The organism is Haloterrigena gelatinilytica, from assembly GCF_013342145.1.
GTDB lineage: Archaea > Halobacteriota > Halobacteria > Halobacteriales > Natrialbaceae > Haloterrigena > Haloterrigena gelatinilytica.
Window position 1 is genome coordinate 2,321,264 of record NZ_JABUQZ010000001.1, and the last position, 18,949, is coordinate 2,340,212.

Genomic DNA, 18,949 nt, shown 5'->3' on the forward strand with positions numbered 1-18,949 from the left:
CTGTCAGGACCCGTCGCTCTCGAGCTGTCGGTCGATGCCGGTCCGTCCGATCCCGGTCTCGGTCTCGGTCTCGGTTTCAGCGTCGGATCCGAACCCGAGTTCAGCATCTGACGCCGAGTCGCCGTCGGCATCGGAATCCGCCGCGTCGATCCGCTCGAGCACGTCCTCTCGATCGGCGTAGTACTCGTTGACCAGCGCGGTAAAGCGCCGGTAGTCGGTGATCCCGTTCGCCTGCAGGTACTCGAGGAAGCGTTCGCGGCGCTCGAGTTCGGCGAGCAGCTCGCGCTGGCTCCAGCCGCGGTCGTCCCGGATCTCCTCGAGAACGGCGCTGCCCGACGACCGGAACGTGTCGGTGTCGCCCTCCCAGGTGTAGGCCGTCGAGTAGTCGAGTTCGCCCGTCCGCTGGTCGACCCCGTCGATTTCGGCCAGGACCTTGTTCCGGCGGACGCGGCCGTCCTCGAGGCGGGTCAGCGTCTGGACCGAGAGGATGTCGAGGCTGCCGACCATCGGGCGGGGGACGTCGATCGGCTCGTTCTCGAGGCGATTGATCGCCGTCTGGACCGAGTCGGCGTGCATCGTCGAGTAAGTTGTGTGGCCGGTGTTCATCGCCTGAAAGAGGGTGATCGCCTCCTCGCCGCGGACCTCGCCGACGACGATGTACTCCGGGCGGTGGCGCAGCGCCGACCGCAGGAGGTCGTACATCGTGACGTCGTTCCCCTCGTGGACGCGCTCGCGGGTGACCGAGGAGAGCCAGTTGTCGTGGGAGAGCTGGAGTTCGCGGGTGTCCTCGATCGTCACCACCTTCGCGCGCGGGGGGATGAACATCGAGACGGCGTTCATGCTCGTCGTCTTCCCCGAGGCCGTCCCGCCGGCGAAGATGAGGCTCTTGTCGTGTTCGATCGCCAGCCAGAGGTAGGCCAGTTGCTCGACGCTGAAGGTGCCGTACTCGAGCAGATCGATCGGCGTGAACGGCTCGTCGGCGTACTTCCGGACGGTGAAGGCCGAACCGCGCGGGGTCACCTCCCGGCCAAGCGCCAGTTCCGCGCGCGAGCCGTCGGGCAGCGTCGTCTCGACCATCGGGTCGCCGATGGAGATGTGTCGCCCCGAGTGCTGGGCGAGGCGCACGACGAAGCCGTCGAGTTCGTCCGCGCCGAAGGAGACGTTCGTCTCGACGTCGGTGTACTCGTCGTGGTAGACGAAGATCGGGAGGTCGTAGCCGTCACACGAGACGTCCTCGACGTGGGGATCGTGCATGATCGGCTCGAGTCGCCCGTAGCCCCGGAAGTTCCGGTGGACGTAGTAGAAGAGCCGGTAGAACGTCGCCGCGTCGACGTCCGCGCCGTAGCGCTCTAAGTACTCGCGGATCGTCTCGCGCAGGAGCGCCTCGATCCCGTCCCCGCGGCTCGCGGCCCGCGGCTCCGCGGCGTCGCCTCGATCGTCCTCGCGATAAAGCAAGGGATCGCGGACGTCCTCGAACAGCGTCTCGAGCAGGCGTGCCTCGTCGTCCCGCAGCGTCGGCTCGACGGCGCGGTAGCGGTACTCGTTCGCGGACCGGTCGCGGCCGATCGTGACGAACGAAAACGGCGCGTCGGCCCAGTAACGGTCGACCTCCTCGAGGCCGTCGATCCCGTCGAACGTCACCAGCGGGCCGTGCGCCGACGGATCGTAATTCGGCACCCGCACCTCCGAGCCCTGCAGCGTCTCGCGGAGTCGACGGAGCGTTCGGCGGGCGCTCGCGAGCGTCGACTCGAGGCGGCCACCGACGCCGTCGCCGTCGCTCCCGTCGGCTGCGATCGAATCGGCCGGGTCGGTATCGCGCTGGTCGGACATGATGAAGTCGGCTCGCGAGCGTACAGACGGAGACCGCGGCGTCGACGCGGCTCGCGAGCGGGGTCGTTCTCGTGGCATGTCGCGCGGCGAGGGGCATAAGTGAGACGGCCGTTCGATCGGCGCTCGAGCGAGTCGGCGGCGCGCGCCCCGCCGACGTCGGGGAATCGATCGGTCGAATCGGTAACCGGTCGTGCGTTACGTTGATACGGTGTGAGTGCGAAGCGAGGGGTACGGAATGAGGCGCGAGCATTTCACATTAAACGTCAGCAATATCGACTGGGTCGAAACCGACGGCGAACCGAGCAAACCCTCGGTATCGATCGACTTTACCGGCCCGGAGACGATGCTTCGCGAGCGCCTTACCGGCCCCGACGGCGACGTTCTCGAGGCGGCGGAGACCGACGTCGCACTCCGACTACAGGAACCGCTGGATACCGACACCGCGGGCGTCGTCAGCGTGACCAACCGGGTCACCGGCGAGTTCATTCTCGAACTCAACGAGGACGCCGACGACGTCCTCCAGTTCATCCAGGCGGCCCGGGGCTACGGGGAGGACGCGACCGAAGACGACGGCCGATACGAGGTCGAAATCACGCTCGACGGCGATAGCTTCGTCACCTACGACAAACGGACCTTTCTCGTCTACGACGACGAAGGCAACCTGCTTCGCCAACACAGCCTGATCCCCAGCGGCGTCGAACTCTAATTCTGGCCGTCGGAACTCCCAGTCGCTCGGAACTGACCGGCAGCTATATGCGTGTTATCGACGCCCAATCGAACAGACGCCGGCGGATGCCGGCGGATCGATCGATGGCGAACGGACAACTACACACGACGGCGACCGGCGACCGACGACCGGATCCCGCGACCGGCGATACGGTGCTCGAACTCGAGAGCGTCGCCAAGCGCTACGGCGCCGAGACGGTCATCTCGGACCTCTCGCTGTCGGTCCGCGAGGGCGAGATCCTGACGCTGCTGGGTCCGTCGGGCTGTGGCAAGACGACGACGCTCCGTCTCGTCGCCGGCCTCGAGCGACCCGACGCCGGCCGGATCGCCCTCCAGGGCGAGCGCGTCGCGGGAGCCGATCGGTTCGTTCCGCCGGAAGAACGCGACGTCGGCGTCGTCTTCCAGGAGTTCGCGCTGTTCCCCCATCTGACCGCCCGCGAGAACGTCGCTTTCGGCCTCCGGGACCGGGACGAGCGGGAACGCGACGCGCGCGTCGACGAACTACTCGACCTCGTCGGCCTCGAGGCCCAGGGCGGCGCCTATCCGGACGAACTCTCCGGCGGCCAGCGACAGCGGATCGCGCTGGCCCGCGCGCTGGCGCCCGAACCGGAGCTGCTGTTGCTCGACGAGCCGTTCTCGAATCTGGACGCCGACCTCCGCGTGGAGATGCGCGAGGAGGTCCGCCGGATCATCGCGGAGACCGGCGTCACCGCGGTCTCCGTGACCCACGATCAGGAGGAGGCGCTGTCGATCTCCGACCGCGTCGCCGTGATGAACGACGGCGATATCGAACAGATCGATCGGCCCCAGAAAGTCTTCCAGCAGCCCGAATCCCGCTTCGTCGCCGGCTTCCTCGGCCACGCCAGCTTCCTCGCGGGCGAGGTCCGCGCCGACGGCGTCGACACCGCCGTCGGTCGCGTCCGCCGCGACGCCGTTACTGACCTGACCGACCGGCACGACGGTGCAACCGTCGATCTGCTCGTCCGTCCCGACGACGTGACGGCCGCGCCGGCCGACGACGGAGCGGCCGACGGTCGCGTCGTTTACCGGCGGTATCTCGGGCCGACCGCGCTCTACCGCGTCGAACTCGAGTCGGGCGAGACCCTCGAGTGTATGCACAACCACGCCGACCGGATCGACGTCGGCGAGCGCGTCGCCGTCCGCGTCACCGCCGACCACGACCTCGCCTGGTTCCCCGCGGACTGAGTTCCGCCGTCACCGTCGAATTCGTCGCTCCCCTCTCGTTCTCCGACGGGGGACAGTTTGATGTCGGCTTCGCGTAATTTCGAACGCATGGACGCGCTCTCCAGGCGACGCGCCGCGACGGCGTGCGGGCTCGCCGCCCCCCTCGTCGCCCTCGGCGCGATCGCGCTCGCGACGCTGGTGGCCGCCCCGGAGACGTTCTCCTGGCGCGTTCGAGCGCTCTCGGAGATGGGGCGCTACGAAACCCGGACCTTTCCGCTGTTCAACGGCGGGCTGATCCTCGGCGGCCTGCTCGGCGTCCCCTTCGGCTGGCGGCTCTGGCTGGCGGCACGGAACGGCCTCGAGCGTCTCGGCGCCGCCCTGCTGTGGGCGGCGACGGCCGCCCTGGTCGGTATCGGCGTCTTCTTTCTCGGCCACGACGCGTTCTACCTCGACGCCGAATTCCACACGCCGGTCGCCCTGCTGTTCTTCGGGCTCGCGCCGTTCGCGCAGTGGGTGTACGGAAGCGGACTCGTGCTCGCCGGCGACGCCCGACTCGGTCTCGTCTCCGTCTGGCTCGGCATCGTCCATCCGCTCTGTTGGCTCGGGTGGCTCGCGAGCCGCGCCGGCGCCGGGGAGCCGTCGGCGTGGTTCGCCGTCCCCGAATTCGTCGCGGCCGTCGCCTTCGGGAGCTGGGTGTTCGCGCTGGCCGCGGAGCGGTATCGACGGGATTCCTCCAATCGGGAGAAATCGGCGGACTGAGCGCTCCGTTCGGGTATTGTACCTGTCTCGCACACAACGCTTAAGCCCGAACCCTTCGTATACGCGACCATGCATAAAGACGAACTCCTCGAGCTACACGAAGAACTCGTCGTCATCATGGAGTACTTCGCCCAGCGGGAGGACGTCGATGAGGAACTGTTCGAGCCGTACCGCCAGCTGGACGTCGATCCCTCCCACGTCCACAAATCGAAAAGCGAGCACAAACACGCCGTCTTCGTGCTCGGCAACGCCTTGGCGAAGGGCATGAGCGAGGACGAGTTCTCGAGCGCGGGGCGGATCGGCAAGCGGATGAAGGAACTCGCCGAGGACGCCGAGTCGAAGATCTGACGGAAGTCCACCGCGATCGGCAGCGACTTCCTCGAAGTAACGGAGACAGTATCTAAAAGCAGACTGTATCTAGGCGAAACGTATTTGGTGCGGTTCCCGCTTGTTGGGGTATGGAACCGCGCACGCAAGAGCGCGTCGAACAATGGGATTCCCGCCCGTTCAGCGGCGGTTACGACGGTCTCTCCGATCTCGCTGACGCCGACTTCTCCGGAGCCGTCTCCGCCGCCGGCACGTGGCTGTTCATGTTAAACGGCCGCATCGTCGGGGTCGTCGATGGCGCCATCGAGGACTTCGAGGCCGCGTCGGGAACCCGCTACGAGGCACCAGATCCCGCGCTCCCGCTGCTCTGTACGATGGAAGAGCACGGCGGCGAGACGCGAGCGAAGTATTACACTAACGAAACGCCGCTCCGGGAGGTCGACGGGACCCTCCAGAGCGGCTCGTTTACGGGCTACGTCGAACTGAGCGAGAACGTCCTCAGCGGCGATTACTACGCCGTCTACTACGGCGGTCGCCGGATGGCCGCCGCCTACATCGGGAACGCCGACCGCCTCCTCACCGGCGACGAGGCGTTCGAGCGGGCCGCCGACGAGGTCGGGATCTACGAGGTTCGCGACGTCGAGATCGAGGTCACCGACGTTCCGGGAACGGGACCGGACTCGAGCGCGACCGACGCGACCGGGGGAAGCGCCGGCGACTCGAGTCCCGCGACGGGACCGGACGCCGACGCCGCCGACGCGCGGGCCGAACCGAGCGCCGACCCGACCGAGTCGGCCCTCGGCTCGATCGATATCGCCGGCTCGGAGCCCGAGCCCGACCCAGCCGAGACCGGGGCCGACGGTGCCGCGAGCGCGCCGCTCGAGGACGTCACGATCGGCGACGCGACGACCGACGACGCCGCGGCGGACGCGCCCGACAGCGACCCGTCGACCGAGCCGTCAGGGATCACCGCGACCGACGCGGATCCGCTCGACTCGGAACCGGCCTCGGGCGGGATCACCGACGCGGAGTCGGCCGACGCGGCCGAGCCGGTCGGTGCCGTCGACGATCGATCGGCCGCGGAGCCCGCGGACGGAAGCGTCGCGGACGAACCGGTCGACGAACGCGACCGACCGTCGGTGGACGATCGAACCCAGCCGGCGGAGACGGCTACCGAAGTTCGGACCGAGGCCGTCGAAGACGACGCTCGAGCCCGTTCGGCGTCCGACGCCGACGCCGATGCCAATGCCGAGCCCGACTCCGAGACGGGGTCTACCGCCGACACCAGTCCGGACCTCGCCGAGGTCGAAGCCGCCGCAGAGCAACTCGAGCAAAACGACATCTCCTGGACCGAAGACGACGTCGCGGACTCGCCGTCGGACGAGGACGCCGGAGCGGCCGACGCCGGGGCGACGGCGGGCGCCGTTCCGGAGTCGAATCCGACGGACGCCGCGACGTCCGAACCGGACCCGACCGCAGCCCCAACGTCGGAGCCGGAGTCAGCGGGTGCGGCGGTGACGGCGGCTCCGGAGCCGGACGCCGAGGACACCGAGGAGACCGACGAACGGTTCGATCAGGAAGCGCAGTGGCGCGAGACGCGCAGTATTCCGTCGATCGATCCGGACAACAGCCAGTCCGACGACTCGAGTCGGGCGGCCGGTCGCTCCGAGACGAGCCAGCGGAGCCGCGCGCGCCGCGAGGCCGAGACGGATCGGAACGGACAGCGCCGCCGGACGGCCGGGGAGGCGACGCGACAGCAGTCGAGTCGGCGGTCACAGGAGACCAACGCCGCCCGGCAGCGTCGGCCGCAGGAAGCGGAGCGGGCCGACGCCTCCAGCGGCGGGTCCGGCGCCGACGCCGGCCCGGCGGCTGCTGAGGCGAGCGACGGCGCGGACGACCGCGTGGCCGAACTCGAGGAGCGCGTCGAGACGCTCGAGGAGCGACGCGACGAACTCGTCGCCGCGGCCGAGGAACTCGAAGCCGAACGCGATCAGTTACGGTCGGAAAACGAGGAGCTCTCCTCGACGATCGACCGCCTTCGGTCCCGGATCGAGGAACTCGAGACCGAACTGGAGCGGGCCCGCGAGGCCGACGCCGGCGCCGGCGCGACGCCGGCCGCGAGCACGCAGCTCTCGGCCGACCGGGCGCTGGCCGACACGAACCTCTTCGTGCGGTACGCCTCGAAGAGCCAGCCGACCCTCGAGTCGGCCCACGGCGGCGAGAGCGATCGTTCGGACGTCGCCGCGAACCTGCGACTCGAGCACCACACCGGGTTCGACGCGGCCGACGTGGCCGTCGACGGCCGGCCCTACGAGGAGTTCCTCGCCGGGACGATGGAACACCGGTTCGTCGACTGGCTCACCAGCACGGTCCTCTTCGAGATCCGCGACACCGGTAACGCCGACGGGCTGGGCGATCTCTACGACGCGATTCCGCAGATCGACCGGGCCGAACTGGACGCGACGATCTCGCTGCAGGACGACGAGACCGAGGACGTGCCCGATCAGGTCCGCTTCGACGTCGTCGCCTTCGACAAAATGGGGAATCCGCTGCTGGTCGCGAACCTGAACGACTCGCGCGAGCCCGCGACGCAGGGGATGCTCGAGGAGATGGAGGAGGCCGCCTCGGCGGTCAAGGCCAACTATCCGGACCTGGCGGCGGCGGTCGTCGTCACTTCGAGTTACTTCGAGCCCGGCGCGCTCGAGGTGGCCGAGCAGGCGACCAGCGGCGGACTGTTGAGCCGCGGCTCGAAGATGAGTTACGTCAACCTCTCCCGGAAGACGGGCTATCACCTCTGTCTGGTCGAGTCCCGCTCCGAAGGGTTCCACATGAACGTCCCCGAGTTGTAGGCGGGCCGCCGGCACCGTTCACCGTTTCAGAACGCCGTTTTCACTCGTTGTCGGGCGTGTATTGACGACTCTCTCGCAGTTTACTGCCGAATAGCGTCGCGACTGCTACCGATGCGTGGCTGTGCGAAAACCGGAGGTGGCCGACCGGTCCGGTCGGTCCGTCGCGGTCGGCGTACCGTGGCGTTCGGACGGGCGGCTCGCGCGGCAAAACGCTTCCCCGAGCCCCGAAGCGACTCGAACCGTTCGGGCGGCGCGTATCGAGAGCGTGGGGAGAGAGACTAGCCTTCGATTTCGGCGACGTCTTCGATCTTCATGCCGTCGAGCTTGTCCATGATGTCGTCGAGCTTGTCGTCGAGCTCGTCGACGAATTCCGCGGTTCGCTCGGTCTTGATCGCACCCTGGCTGGAGGGCTCGATGAGGTTCTCCTCCTCGAGGACGCGCAGGGAGTAGCGGACCTTGTGGTGTGGGTAGCCCGTCTCGTTGGACATCTTCACGATCCCGATCGGCTCGTTCTCGATGACCATCTTCAGGACCTGAAGATGTCGTTCCAGCATATCAACTTCCTTCTCAAGTCGGTCTATCATGGCATTTGTTAACTTGTCTTTGGACCTTTTAAAAGTTACTCTCGGCGACTGTCAGGCCACTCTCAACTGAACGATCGTTCCTGTCAGTAGTTAACGCTTCGGGTTCCGGTGGATGATCCGCGCTCGAAACCCCGAAATCGTTAATGACTGTTCGCAACGCGTCCGAATTCGAAATCGAATTCGGGTCCGTCGACCGGACGCGACCGACCACGAGGTGTGGTCTCGGGGCCACCGATAAGAGCGTATCGTTCGAACCCGGGTCGTCTCGCGGCCCTACTCGCGCCGGTGTACAGCCCGTTCCGGGGGCCCGTCCATACCGTAATCTGTTTATCGGCACGGCAAGAACCCGCCGCTGTTATGACCGTCACTATCGTCGGGTCGCAACTCGGCGACGAAGGCAAGGGCGGAGTCGTCGACGTCTACGGCGACCCCGCTGACGTCGTCGCCCGGTATCAGGGCGGCGACAACGCAGGCCACACCGTCGTTCACGGCGGTGAGGAGTACAAGCTATCGCTCGTCCCGTCGGGCGCCGTCCGGGGCAAGGTCGGCGTCCTCGGTAACGGCTGCGTCGTCAATCTGCGAACGCTGTTCGACGAACTGAACACGCTTCGAGAGAAGGGACTCGATCCGGACGTCCGGATCGCGGAGCGCGCCCACGCCATCCTGCCCTTCCACCGCGTCCTCGACGGCATCGAGGAGGACGTGAAGAGCGAATCCGACCAGGAGGTCGGGACGACCGGTCGCGGCATCGGGCCGACCTACGAAGACAAGGCCGGGCGCCGCGGCGTTCGCATCGGGGACCTGCTGGACCCCGACGTCCTCCGCGAGCGACTCGAGTACGTCGTCCCGCAGAAGCGCGCGCTCGTCGAGGAGGTCTACGACATCGACGTCGACGACCTCGACGACCCCGACGCGTTCGACGTGGACGCGCTCTTCGAGGAGTTCCGCGAGTTCGGCGAGCGCCTCGAGGAGGAGAACATGACCGTCAACGCCGGCGCGTTCCTCTCGGACGCCATCGCCGACGGACAGAACGTCATGTTCGAGGGCGCACAGGGGACGCTCATCGACATCGACCACGGCAACTACCCGTACGTCACGTCGTCGAACCCGACGGCGGGCGGCGCCGCGACGGGGACGGGGCTCGGCCCCGGCGTCGTCGGCGACGGGGAGATCATCGGGATCGTCAAGGCCTACCTCACGCGCGTCGGGAGCGGTCCGCTTCCGACCGAGCTCGGCGGCGTCGTCGGTGACACGCCCGGCTACGACGAGGAGACCGAGGGGCGAAACGAGGACCTCGCGACGTACATCCGCGACGAGGGCGGCGAGTACGGTACCGTCACCGGCCGTCCCCGCCGGGTCGGCTGGCTCGACCTGCCGATGCTTCGCCACGCCACCCGCGCGAACGGCTTCACCGGTCTCGCGGTCAACCACATCGACGTGCTCGCGGGGCTCGACGAGGTACAGGTGGGCTACACCTACGAACTCGACGGCGAGGAGGTCCGAACGATCCCCTCGACGACCGAGGAGTGGGGCCGGTGCGAGGCGAACCTCCGGAGCTTCGAGGGCTGGCCCGAGGTCGACTGGAGCGAGGTCGCCGACGAGGGGTACGACGCCATCCCCGAGAACGCCCGCACCTACCTCGAGTTCATCAGCGACGAACTCGACGTCCCCATCTACGCCGTCGGCGTCGGCCCCGGTCGCGAGGAGACCGTCGTCGTCGAGAACCCCTACGAGTAACGCGGCGATTCGGGGACCCGACCGCCGGATCGCGCCCGCGTTCCCGAAACCTTTTGCTGGATGCGGCCACCGTTCGTACTATGCAAGAGTCGTTGCTGGAGATCCTCTGTTGTCCGCTGGACAAACACGAGCTGGAACTCGAGGACGCCGACCGCGACGATACGGACGAAATCATCGGTGGAGACCTCGTCTGTACCGAGTGCGGCGAGCGCTACCCGATCGAAGACAGCATTCCGAACCTGCTGCCGCCGGACATGCGCGAAGAGACGCCGGCCTAACCGGGGAACGTTACTCGTGTCAACCGAGGTCACCGTCCACGTCAACCGCGGCTCGTCCGACTCGCTCGAACCGAGCGTCGACAGCGTCGAGACCCGCGGTTCCTTCGACCTGCGCCTGGAGAGCCACGGCGCCCCCGCGCACGTCCACTGCCGGCTGGACGGTGATCTCGAGCGAATCGCCGCGCTCGAGACGCCGAACTACTACGTCGAGGGCGACGGCGAGACGGTCGTTCCCGTCCGCGTCTCCGCGGAGGCGATCGACGAGCCGATCGACGGCGCGCTCGAGGTGCTGACCGGCTACGGCGCCGAATCCGTCGTCGTTCCCGTCACCGTCGATCCCGTGCCGGACGGGGTCGACGTGGACGAGTCGTTCGCTGAACCCAGACGCTCGGACTCGGGCCCGTCGCCGACGGGTCTCGACCGGCTTCTCTCCTCGAGCGGGCTCGATCCGGGGACGCTCGCGATCGCCGTCCTCGGCCTCGTCATGGCTGCGATCGGGACGCTGACCGCGGCGTCGATCGGCGGCCCCGTCGCCACCGCCGGCGTCGTCATCGTCGTCGCCGGCGTCGCCGCGGCGCTGTTCCTGTTAGTTCGTTAGGCGATGACGCGACGGCCGGGACCCGAGTACCGCGTACCTGCGATCAGTCTCGGTCGTCGATTCGTCTGGCCTCGAGGTTCCCCTCTTCGTCGAACCGCTTGGCTCGCAGATAGCGCGCCCGGTAGCGGTTCGCGCCGTCGTTGACGTCTGCCTCGCGGATCTCGTCCGTTCGGCCCTCGGCGACGGCGTCGATCAGCTCCGCGAGCTGGTTGTACTCGCTGGCGGTCAACTCGAGTTCGTAGGTGCGTTCCTGCTCGGACTCGAGGATGGTCCACTTGCGAGCGGCGGCGACGACCAGCGAACACGGCTCCCGGCAGGGGAAGGGACCGTCGCCGCCGTCGACGTCGAGCGCGTCGTCCTCGTCGAACTCCCACTCGCGCCGGCGCAGGCACTGCGAGTCGACGCAGCAGGCCTCGGCCATCCACTCGACGCCCTCGCGGGGCAGCTCGTCTAAGACGTCGTAGATGCCGGTCTGGCGCTCGGCGGTCTCGGTCCAGTGGTCGACGTCGAGCGTCCCTCGCAGTTCGCGGTGCCAGTTGGCGACCGTCGCGGGGTAGAAGAACTCGACGGTCTCGACGAGTTCCTCGCCGGAGAGACCGGTGAAGGCCCATCCAGAGGGGAGCGTCGGCGCCGTCTTCAGCGGCCGGTAACGGCCGTCCTCGTCGTAGGTCGCGATCTCGCGGGCGTCGCGCGGATCGTCGTACACCTCGAGGTCGGCGAGGTCGCCGTCGGCGTCGTCGACGTGCCAGAGGTCGTAGACGCGCTCGCCGGCGGGGTCGTCGTCGGCGTCGTCGACGAGCCGCGCGGTGAGACACAGCTGGCCCCACTCGCGGTCGAGGCCGTCCCGAAGCGCGTCGTAGCGCTCGGGGACGGACAGGGGGTCGTCGACCGACGGATGGGCGGCGGTCTCCTCGTCGCCGGCTTCCTCGAGCTCGAGCGGCGCGCGTTCACACCACCGGAGGAACGCCCGGCGGGCGGTTCCCTCGCCGCCGACGGACCGCTCCCAGTAGCGCCAGTTCGTGACGTAGTCGGAAAGCGGCTCGAGGGCGTCCGCGAGGTCGTCGGCCGCGAGGCCGGTCCACTCCTCGTCGGGGGTCTCGAGCGCGTAGCCGTCCGCGGCGCGCCCGACCCGGAGGCCGTCGACGGCGACCGCGCCGTCGTCGTCGACGGCCTCGAGCAGCGCCGCGACGCTGGCTGGTGGCGCCGTCACGCTCAGTCACCCGGCTCCGCGCTCGGTTCGGGATCGGCGCCGGTCTCGAGGCTGACCGCCTCGCGGACGGACTCGACCGCGTCGCCGATATCGGCGCCGGCGTCGGCCGCGCGCTCCAGGATGACGTCGGCCATCAGCCCCTCGGTGCCGACGGCGCCGGCGTACCAGATCCGGTGGCCGTCGACATCGCTGGGGACGTCCCAGCCCAGCCGGTAGTCCTCGGTCAGCCCCATGTCCTCGGGGATGTCCTCCTGCGTGTGGTAGCCGTCGGCGATGAACAGCGGCACGACGACGATGTCCTCGCTCTCGAAGTAGTCGGTGACGTCGTCGACCTCGGGTTCCTCGTCCATGAACAGCGCCTTGGCCTCGTCGAACCGGTCCGTCTCGCGGATGCGCTCGGTGTGATACTCGATGGCCTTCGCGGAGTTCTCGTTGCGCTCGGTGCCGTGGCCGACGACCGCCAGCCCGACCCCGTCGCCGACGTCGGGGTCCTCCGTGACGGACTCGGCGCGCTGGACGATCACGTCCGTCATCGCGTCGTGGGTCCCGACCGGACCGCAGTAGTGGATCGTCTTGCCGACGTCCTCGGCCTCGAGGGTGACCTGCGAGGCGCTCGTGCCGTCGGAGTCCCACTTCTCGGGGTCCCACTCCTCCAGGCGGAGTTCGCGGGGGATGACCTGCTCGGTGAAGTAGCCCTCGCTGATGAAGAGGGGGACGACGAACACCTCGTCGGACTCGAGGGTACGGATCACCTCGCGGAAGTGCGGTTCCTCCTTCCAGAAGGCCTCGCGGACCTCGTCGAACGCCCCCGTCTCGCGGACGGTGTCCGCGTGGGCGTAGGTGGGGTCCGAGGCGTCGGGATTCAGGTGCGAGCCGTGCGCCGCGATGACCAGCGCTTGCATGGGCGACCGTTCGGACGGAGCCAATTTATACCCTATGGAGAAGCCCAACAGTTCTACTCCGAAACGCGAACGAGAGTTGCATAGTTGGGAAAACTGATTTCAGAAAGAAGAACCGATTTCGAGGGCGCGGTCGATCACTCCGGAACGGTGAGCGACGTGTGGGCCTCGCAGGACGCCTCCTGCGCGCGCAACTCGGCGGACGCGGTGTACGCGCCCGGCCGCGGTCGCTCCCACTCGCCCTCGTAGGTCGACGACGCCCCGGGTGGGAGCGCCTCCCGGCTGAGCATCTGGGCGAACATCCGCCCCTCGGTGAAGCGCCAGACCTCCCGGTCGCCGTCGCGGACGACGAACTCCGCCTTACACATGTCCGAGAACTGCAGTTCGACGGGCTCGGCGCCGGCGTTGGTCACGGTGAACGCGAACGCGACCGATTCCGGTCGCGACTCGCCGTCGGCCGTCGATACGTCCGCCTCGAGCGTCCCCTCGAGCGTCATGGACGTGGGTTCGCGGGTGAACGGGATAGCTCTTCGCTCGGAACGCGGCTGATCGGCCGACTCGAGGCCGGCCGAGTTCCCTACTTCGTCAGGACGACGTTGTCGAGATAGCTGGTGTCGTCGCCGGAGCGGTACTCGCCGCGGATGCGAAGCACCTCGAGGTCGGCGAGGACCTCGCGGAACCGTTCCTCGGTGGCGAGTGGCTCCCGGCTCGTCAGATCGATCCAGGTCTCGTCGGCCGAGAGCGCCACCTCGTAGGAGGTCCACTCCTCGCCGGGGTTGTCGTCGGCGCCGCGGAACTCGTAGACGAGTTTGCGGTCGCCGCTTTGCAACAGCACGTCGCCGCCCTCGACGGGCTCGGCGTCGAACTGCTGATCGGTCGGCTCCTGCCGGAGATCGAACGAGAGGGTCCCACCGTAGAACGCCTCGCGGTCACCGAGGTACTCGAACGGCGCCTGATAGTACCAGGCGACGCCGCCCTCGTTCTCCGCGTCGCCGATGTGGCCGCCGGGGTTGCCGCCGGTCCCGTGGTAGACCGGCCGGTTGCTCCCGCCGTTCTGGGAGACGAGCCAGCCCTCGGCGTCCTCGTCGAAGGTGCTCTCGATGCGGTCCGGGTTCTCGGGATCGGCCGCGGCGTCGATATCGGACGTGCTGACCGTCTTCGTGAACTGCTCGGTCCCGTGCTCGTCGTAGATGCCGATCGTGAGCGTCTCGCCCGACTCGGCGACGTCGACGGTGGCGAAGTTCCGGTACTCGCCCTTCGCGAAGAACTCCGTCGGGTTGAGGGCGGGGTAGAGGTCGTCGGGCTCGCCCGCGGGTGCGCCAAGCGGCCCGGCGACGGCCTCGAAGAACTCGAACTCGCCGTCGTCGTCCGGGTCGTACGCGCTCACGACCGACTTGTGGACGTCGCCCGCGACGACGACCAGGTTCGAAACCGGCTCCGTCTGGACGTGTTCGACGACCTCGAGCAGTTCGGCCTCGTAGCCGGTCCGGTCCGCCTCGGTCGCCCACGAGTCGGAGGGGTAGCCCAGCGGGGCCGGCGAGGCCAGCAGTTTCCACGTCGCGTCGGAGTCGGCGAGCGCGCCCTTCAGCCACTCGAGTTGCTCCCGGCCGAGCAGCGTCTTCGAGTCCAGATCGACGTTCGGATCGCGGTACTGGCGCGTGTCGAGCAGGAACAGTTCGACGTGTTTCCCCCAGCGGAAGGAGTCGTAGAACCGGTTCGATTCGCCGGGGTCGGCGTCGTCGTCGCGGTCCAACGGCCAGTACTCGCGGAATGCCCGTCGCCCCTCGGGCATCAGCGGCTCGATCGGCCCCGCGAAGTTGTTGATGACCTCGTGGTCGTCCCAGACGGTGTACACCGACGTGGTCTCGAGCAGTTCCAGCAAATTGGTCCGCTCGGCGACCTCGGCCGGCGGATCGCGCATCTCCTTGTACTTCCCACGGTAGATCTCGAGGGCCTCGTCGATCGGAGTGTCCTCGGTGACCTTGCCGGCCGGCGTCAGCGCGTCGGCGTAGATCGTGTCGCCGTGGTAGAGGAAGAAGTCCGGGTCGCGCTCGGCGATCGTCCGCAGCCCCGGGAACGGCGGTTCGACGGGGTCGTCGCCGTAGCCCCACGTGTCGCCGCTCCAGGCGAAGGAGACGGCCGCCTCGTCGTCGGGCGCCGGCGCTGTGACGAACGTCCCGCTTTCGACCGCGTCGGGGATCGCGTCGGCGATTCGATCGTCGTTGCCGCGACCGTCCTCGTTCGGTCGCTTCTCCGGCCCGCGGCCCTTGCCGAGATGGTCGTCGTTCCCTTTTCCTTTTCCTTTCCCTTTCCCTTTCTCTTTCGACCCTCCGGGGCCGCGTCCCTTCGGTCCGTCCGTTCGACCGTTCAGCGGCCGGTAGGCGGTCTCCGACGCCGTCGCCCAGACGTGGTACCGGTAGCGCGTGTTCGACTCGAGTCCCTCGAGTCGGAGTTGGCCCGTGGTGTCGGTCTCGGCGCCGACGGTCGTCCGCTCGTATCCGACGCGGTCGAACGACTGATCGGGGCTGTAGGCGACGTGGATCGTCGCCTCGTCGGCCGCTCGCGCCCAGACGACCGCCGTCGTGGCGGTGACGTCGCCGACCGCGACGCCGTGCGAGATCGATACGAGGTCCGCGTCGCTTCCGTCGATCGTCGACTCGTCCGAATCCGATTCCCCCGCCGCGGTTCCCACCAGTCCGGTCGCGGTCGCCGCCAGCCCGATCGTCTGCAGAAACGTCCGTCGGTTGTCCGTCGCCGTTTCGGCCCTCATATCAGCGTGTGTGTCAGTCATGACTGCGGTAGAGTCCGCATCGAATGACGGTAATAGCCTATATATTTCGTATAAATTATCGTATGTGTGGTTCGAACGAGAGGGGTCAGTGCCGTACCCGTACGTAGTCAGGTCGTGTCCCACGAACCCGTATAGAGCGACACCGGCTGCGGTCGCGACCGGGCGACTTCGAGATAGATTAATGACAGATCCGCTCGGCGACGAGCGCGAACGGGATTCGCTCGAGGCCGGGAGCGCTACGCCTATTTGCGCCCGGCCCGAACCCGCGGGCGTGCAACTGGTCGGCTACGAACCGAGCGGCCGCGGATCGATGCTGCTGGTCAGCGACGGCGACGCGGTCGAGGGGCGGCCGCTCGAGGCCGGCGCCGACCTCGCCTACGCGCTCGGCGAGCGCCACTGCGCCGGAACGATCGACGAGGACGGCGACCACGTCGCCTGCGACCGGCCGTCGGCCCCCTACTGCGAGTTCCACACGAGCACGTGGGTCTGCGCCCGCTGTACGGGCACCTGTCTGAAAGACGAGATGGACTGCTACGAGGAGCACGCCGTCTATATCGCCGCCTTCGCACCGGACACGTTCAAGGTCGGCGTCACCAAGTCCCGTCGCCTCGAGACCCGCTTGCGCGAGCAGGGCGCCGACCGCGCGGCCCACGTTCACACCGTCTCGAACGGCCGGATCGCCCGCGAACTCGAGGCCGAGATCGCCGAGTGGCTGGTCGACCGCGTCCGGACGCCGACGAAGGTGGCCTCGCTGGCCGCGACGGTCGACGAAAGCGCGTGGGACGACGTGCTGGCCGAGTTCGACGTCATCGACCGGTTCGACTTCGACTACGGGCTGGGTCTCGAGGCCCAGCCGGTGCCCGAGACCATCGCGTCGGGAACCGTCGTCGGCGTGAAGGGGCGACTGCTGGTGCTCGAGACCGGCGGGACGACCTACGCCGTCGATATGCGGGATCTGGTCGGCTACGACGTGACCGTCGGCGAAACGAACCGGAACCTGCAGTCCTCGCTCGGTTCGTTCGGCTAGTCGGTCTGGTTGGCTCCACTCGAGCAGTCTCTTGGTGACTTTCTCGAGCGTTTCGTGAAGAAGACTGTTCTCGAGATTACCGCTGCTCGTGGCAACGAGGAGTTGCCACTCCCTCCCCAGCCGATTCGTTCGGTCACTTCGTTCCCTCACTCATCCCTCGCACGCGTTTGTACCGCGGTTCACCAGTTACTCGCGGGTCACTTCGGTCCCCGCTCGTTTCTCGAGGCGCTCGGTTCCCTCGCGCCTCGCATGTTCACCGCGGCACAGCGCGCGCCACTGCACGCCGATCAGTAGCTCGCTGAAGAAGAGTCGAGGACGCTCTCTCTAGTAGATCAGTTTCACGTCGCCGGTGTCGCCCCAGCGCTCGAGTCGGTCGTCCTCGACGCCGTACTCGATGCTGTAGGGGGTCTCCGTCTCCCAGCCCTCGCCGGCGAGGTGAGCGGCGGCTTCCGCGGCCGCGTCGCCGTACCGGTCGCCGCGGTGGAAGTGCGAGGCGGTGACGTCGACGACGTCCAGATGGGCGTGGATCGCGACCCGATCCTCGTCGACCGCCCAGATGTGGACGTGATTCCACGCGTCGCCCAGTCGCGGCCGCCGAAACGAGTGGTCCGGCCGGACGAGTTCCCCCCGCTCGCCGTCCCACGCCCGTGCGGTCGCGTCGGGGAAGACCCGCGTCCACTCGAGGTTCCCGAATCCGGTAAAACCGTCTTCGACCGTCGACAGCGCCGCCCCGTCGCTCGAGTCCTGCGCGTGGATATTGATCGGCAACACGGGATTCCACTCGTCGTCGCTGTCGGGTTTGTAGAGACAGCGCGGATAGTCGGCGTCGCCGTCGCGCTCGAGGTCGACGACCGCGTCGGCGGGAGAATCAGACGCGCTCGCGGGGCCGGCCGCGCTCCCGACGGCGACCGCGCCTCCGATGCCGGCTACCGCCTCGCGTCTGGTCAACTCCGGCGTCACGGTCGGTCACCGACGGTGGCGGCGTCGACGACCGCGATTCCGTCCAGCGGTTTCGAACTCACGACGGTCCGTTGGGCCACACCCGCTACAAGCGTTCGGCCTTGATACTCGTGGTCAGGGACCGATCCCTTCCACCGGTACCTCCGTCCCGCAGTTCGGACAGGCCGCGTGCTCGTCCGACCCGGTGTAGGTCCACGTCTCGCCGCAGTCGTGGCAGGTCAGTTCCGTGCCGTCGCCCGACGCCGTTTCCGTCCCCGTGCCCTCGGGATCGGTCCGCATGTTTCGAACCCGCGAGAGGACGGTCGCGGCGTCGTGGAGCGTCGCGTCTTCGAGCGGAACGGCGTGGTCGCTGTCGTCGGTGACGAACCAGTAGTCGGCCGACTCGGTGTCGGCGGCGGCGACGACCGCGTACCGTCCTTCGCTGACGATCGGATCCCGTTCAGCGGTGGCGTCGTCCGAGGACATAGGGACCGTACCACGCTGCAACGGTTCCCTCTTGTGCACGCACCAGCCGAACGCCGTTGTTCGGTCGGATACAGGCGAAGTCGAAAACATGGCAATCCTTTTCCGCGGCGGTCCTGAATCCGAGGGTATGTCCGACGAAAACGAATCCGACGCCAACGGCGACGAGGGCGAGGAGAAGTCCTTCCGGGAGCGAGTCGAGGAGATCCGCGAGAAACGCGCCGAAGAGGGCGAGGGTGAGGGCGAGGCCCCCGAGAGCCCGTTCGGCGGCGGCGGCGGCCCCGGCGGTATGGGCGGCGGCGGCAACCCCTTCGCGCAGATGATGGGCGGAATGATGGGCGGCGGCCCGGGCGGCATGGGCGGCGGTCCCGGCGGCCCCGGCGGTCGCGAGGAGGAAAGCGTCGGCAACGAGGAACTCGTCCGCGAAGTCCGTCAGCTCCGCGACGAGATGCGCGACCAGACTCGCGCACTCAAGCGGATCGCCGACGCGCTCGAGGACAACTGAGCCGACTGTCGACTGTCGACTGTCGACTACAACGACAACTGAACGACGTCGTTTCTGCCGCCGATCGGCGCCGGCGCCGATCGATCCGTCACGCACCGGCCAGCGACGCGTCCGCTCGCGTCCGGGGCTCCGTCGTCGGTCGTCTCACCGGTTTCAGAACAGTCCCTCGAGGCACAGACGGTCGGTTCAACGGGCGTTTTTGACTCCGATAGCACGGCTACC

The 18,949-nt window shown here is 68.0% G+C and carries 18 protein-coding genes; 10 read left to right on the plus strand and 8 right to left on the minus strand.

Going from position 1 to position 18,949, the window contains the following annotated elements; genetic code table 11:
* Positions 1-3: 3 nt before the first annotated feature.
* Positions 4-1,830 carry a type II/IV secretion system ATPase subunit gene (locus HTZ84_RS11680; RefSeq protein WP_174680841.1) on the minus strand — a complete coding sequence of 609 codons (1,827 nt, stop codon included), beginning with the start codon at positions 1,828-1,830 and terminating at the stop codon, positions 4-6.
* Positions 1,831-2,065: 235 nt separating this feature from the next.
* Here HTZ84_RS11680 and HTZ84_RS11685 point away from each other — a divergent pair, with 235 nt between their 5' ends.
* The 5 genes from HTZ84_RS11685 (at position 2,066) to HTZ84_RS11705 (ending at position 7,676) form a co-directional block, all read left to right on the plus strand.
* The gene (locus HTZ84_RS11685) at positions 2,066-2,536 is read left to right on the plus strand and encodes a DUF5793 family protein (protein ID WP_008892692.1); all 471 of its coding nucleotides are present in this window, start codon (positions 2,066-2,068) and stop codon (positions 2,534-2,536) included.
* A gap of 104 nt (positions 2,537-2,640) precedes the next feature.
* A complete protein-coding gene (locus tag HTZ84_RS11690) occupies positions 2,641-3,762 on the plus strand; it encodes an ABC transporter ATP-binding protein (RefSeq protein ID WP_174680842.1) in 1,122 nt (373 codons plus the stop codon).
* Between the two features lie 87 nt (positions 3,763-3,849).
* A complete protein-coding gene (locus HTZ84_RS11695) occupies positions 3,850-4,500 on the plus strand; it encodes a DUF998 domain-containing protein (protein WP_174680843.1) in 651 nt (216 codons plus the stop codon).
* Positions 4,501-4,569: 69 nt separating this feature from the next.
* A complete protein-coding gene (locus HTZ84_RS11700; RefSeq protein WP_008892689.1) occupies positions 4,570-4,848 on the plus strand; it encodes a UPF0058 family protein in 279 nt (92 codons plus the stop codon).
* A 110-nt stretch (positions 4,849-4,958) separates the two neighbouring features.
* Entirely contained in the window at positions 4,959-7,676 is a 2,718-nt protein-coding gene (locus HTZ84_RS11705; protein WP_174680844.1) for a DUF7527 domain-containing protein, read from the plus strand.
* Positions 7,677-7,954: 278 nt separating this feature from the next.
* Here HTZ84_RS11705 and HTZ84_RS11710 read toward each other — a convergent pair whose 3' ends face one another.
* Positions 7,955-8,260 (minus strand): hypothetical protein, encoded by a 306-nt coding sequence (locus HTZ84_RS11710; protein ID WP_008892687.1) that lies wholly within the window; start codon positions 8,258-8,260, stop codon positions 7,955-7,957.
* Between the two features lie 357 nt (positions 8,261-8,617).
* Between HTZ84_RS11710 and HTZ84_RS11715 the strand changes: the two genes are divergently transcribed.
* The 3 genes from HTZ84_RS11715 to HTZ84_RS11725 all read left to right on the plus strand — a co-directional run bounded on the left by HTZ84_RS11715 (position 8,618) and on the right by HTZ84_RS11725 (position 10,873).
* Entirely contained in the window at positions 8,618-9,997 is a 1,380-nt protein-coding gene (locus HTZ84_RS11715) for an adenylosuccinate synthase (RefSeq protein ID WP_174680845.1), read from the plus strand.
* An 80-nt stretch (positions 9,998-10,077) separates the two neighbouring features.
* Positions 10,078-10,275 (plus strand): methytransferase partner Trm112, encoded by a 198-nt coding sequence (locus HTZ84_RS11720; RefSeq protein WP_174680846.1) that lies wholly within the window; start codon positions 10,078-10,080, stop codon positions 10,273-10,275.
* A gap of 16 nt (positions 10,276-10,291) precedes the next feature.
* Positions 10,292-10,873 (plus strand): DUF7524 family protein, encoded by a 582-nt coding sequence (locus HTZ84_RS11725; protein WP_174680847.1) that lies wholly within the window; start codon positions 10,292-10,294, stop codon positions 10,871-10,873.
* Positions 10,874-10,916: 43 nt separating this feature from the next.
* Here HTZ84_RS11725 and HTZ84_RS11730 read toward each other — a convergent pair whose 3' ends face one another.
* From HTZ84_RS11730 to HTZ84_RS11745, 4 genes are all read right to left on the minus strand, one after another.
* Positions 10,917-12,083 (minus strand): DR2241 family protein, encoded by a 1,167-nt coding sequence (locus tag HTZ84_RS11730; RefSeq protein ID WP_174680848.1) that lies wholly within the window; start codon positions 12,081-12,083, stop codon positions 10,917-10,919.
* A gap of 2 nt (positions 12,084-12,085) precedes the next feature.
* The gene (locus tag HTZ84_RS11735; protein ID WP_174680849.1) at positions 12,086-12,985 is read right to left on the minus strand and encodes a CbiX/SirB N-terminal domain-containing protein; all 900 of its coding nucleotides are present in this window, start codon (positions 12,983-12,985) and stop codon (positions 12,086-12,088) included.
* Positions 12,986-13,119: 134 nt separating this feature from the next.
* Positions 13,120-13,479, minus strand: coding sequence for a BsuPI-related putative proteinase inhibitor (locus HTZ84_RS11740; RefSeq protein ID WP_174680850.1), 360 nt, complete (start codon positions 13,477-13,479; stop codon positions 13,120-13,122).
* Between the two features lie 80 nt (positions 13,480-13,559).
* Positions 13,560-15,773 (minus strand): alkaline phosphatase D family protein, encoded by a 2,214-nt coding sequence (locus HTZ84_RS11745; protein ID WP_174680851.1) that lies wholly within the window; start codon positions 15,771-15,773, stop codon positions 13,560-13,562.
* 271 nt (positions 15,774-16,044) lie between these two features.
* Between HTZ84_RS11745 and HTZ84_RS11750 the strand changes: the two genes are divergently transcribed.
* The gene (locus HTZ84_RS11750; protein ID WP_174682575.1) at positions 16,045-16,800 is read left to right on the plus strand and encodes a DUF2797 domain-containing protein; all 756 of its coding nucleotides are present in this window, start codon (positions 16,045-16,047) and stop codon (positions 16,798-16,800) included.
* A gap of 324 nt (positions 16,801-17,124) precedes the next feature.
* On the opposite strand, the gene HTZ84_RS11755 is transcribed toward HTZ84_RS11750, so the two are convergent.
* Positions 17,125-17,760, minus strand: a complete 636-nt coding sequence (locus HTZ84_RS11755) for a hypothetical protein (RefSeq protein WP_174680852.1) — start codon at positions 17,758-17,760, stop codon at positions 17,125-17,127.
* Positions 17,761-17,874: 114 nt separating this feature from the next.
* A complete protein-coding gene (locus HTZ84_RS11760) occupies positions 17,875-18,225 on the minus strand; it encodes a hypothetical protein (protein WP_174680853.1) in 351 nt (116 codons plus the stop codon).
* Between the two features lie 88 nt (positions 18,226-18,313).
* Here HTZ84_RS11760 and HTZ84_RS11765 point away from each other — a divergent pair, with 88 nt between their 5' ends.
* A complete protein-coding gene (locus HTZ84_RS11765) occupies positions 18,314-18,727 on the plus strand; it encodes a hypothetical protein (protein ID WP_174701908.1) in 414 nt (137 codons plus the stop codon).
* Positions 18,728-18,949 lie beyond the last annotated feature (222 nt).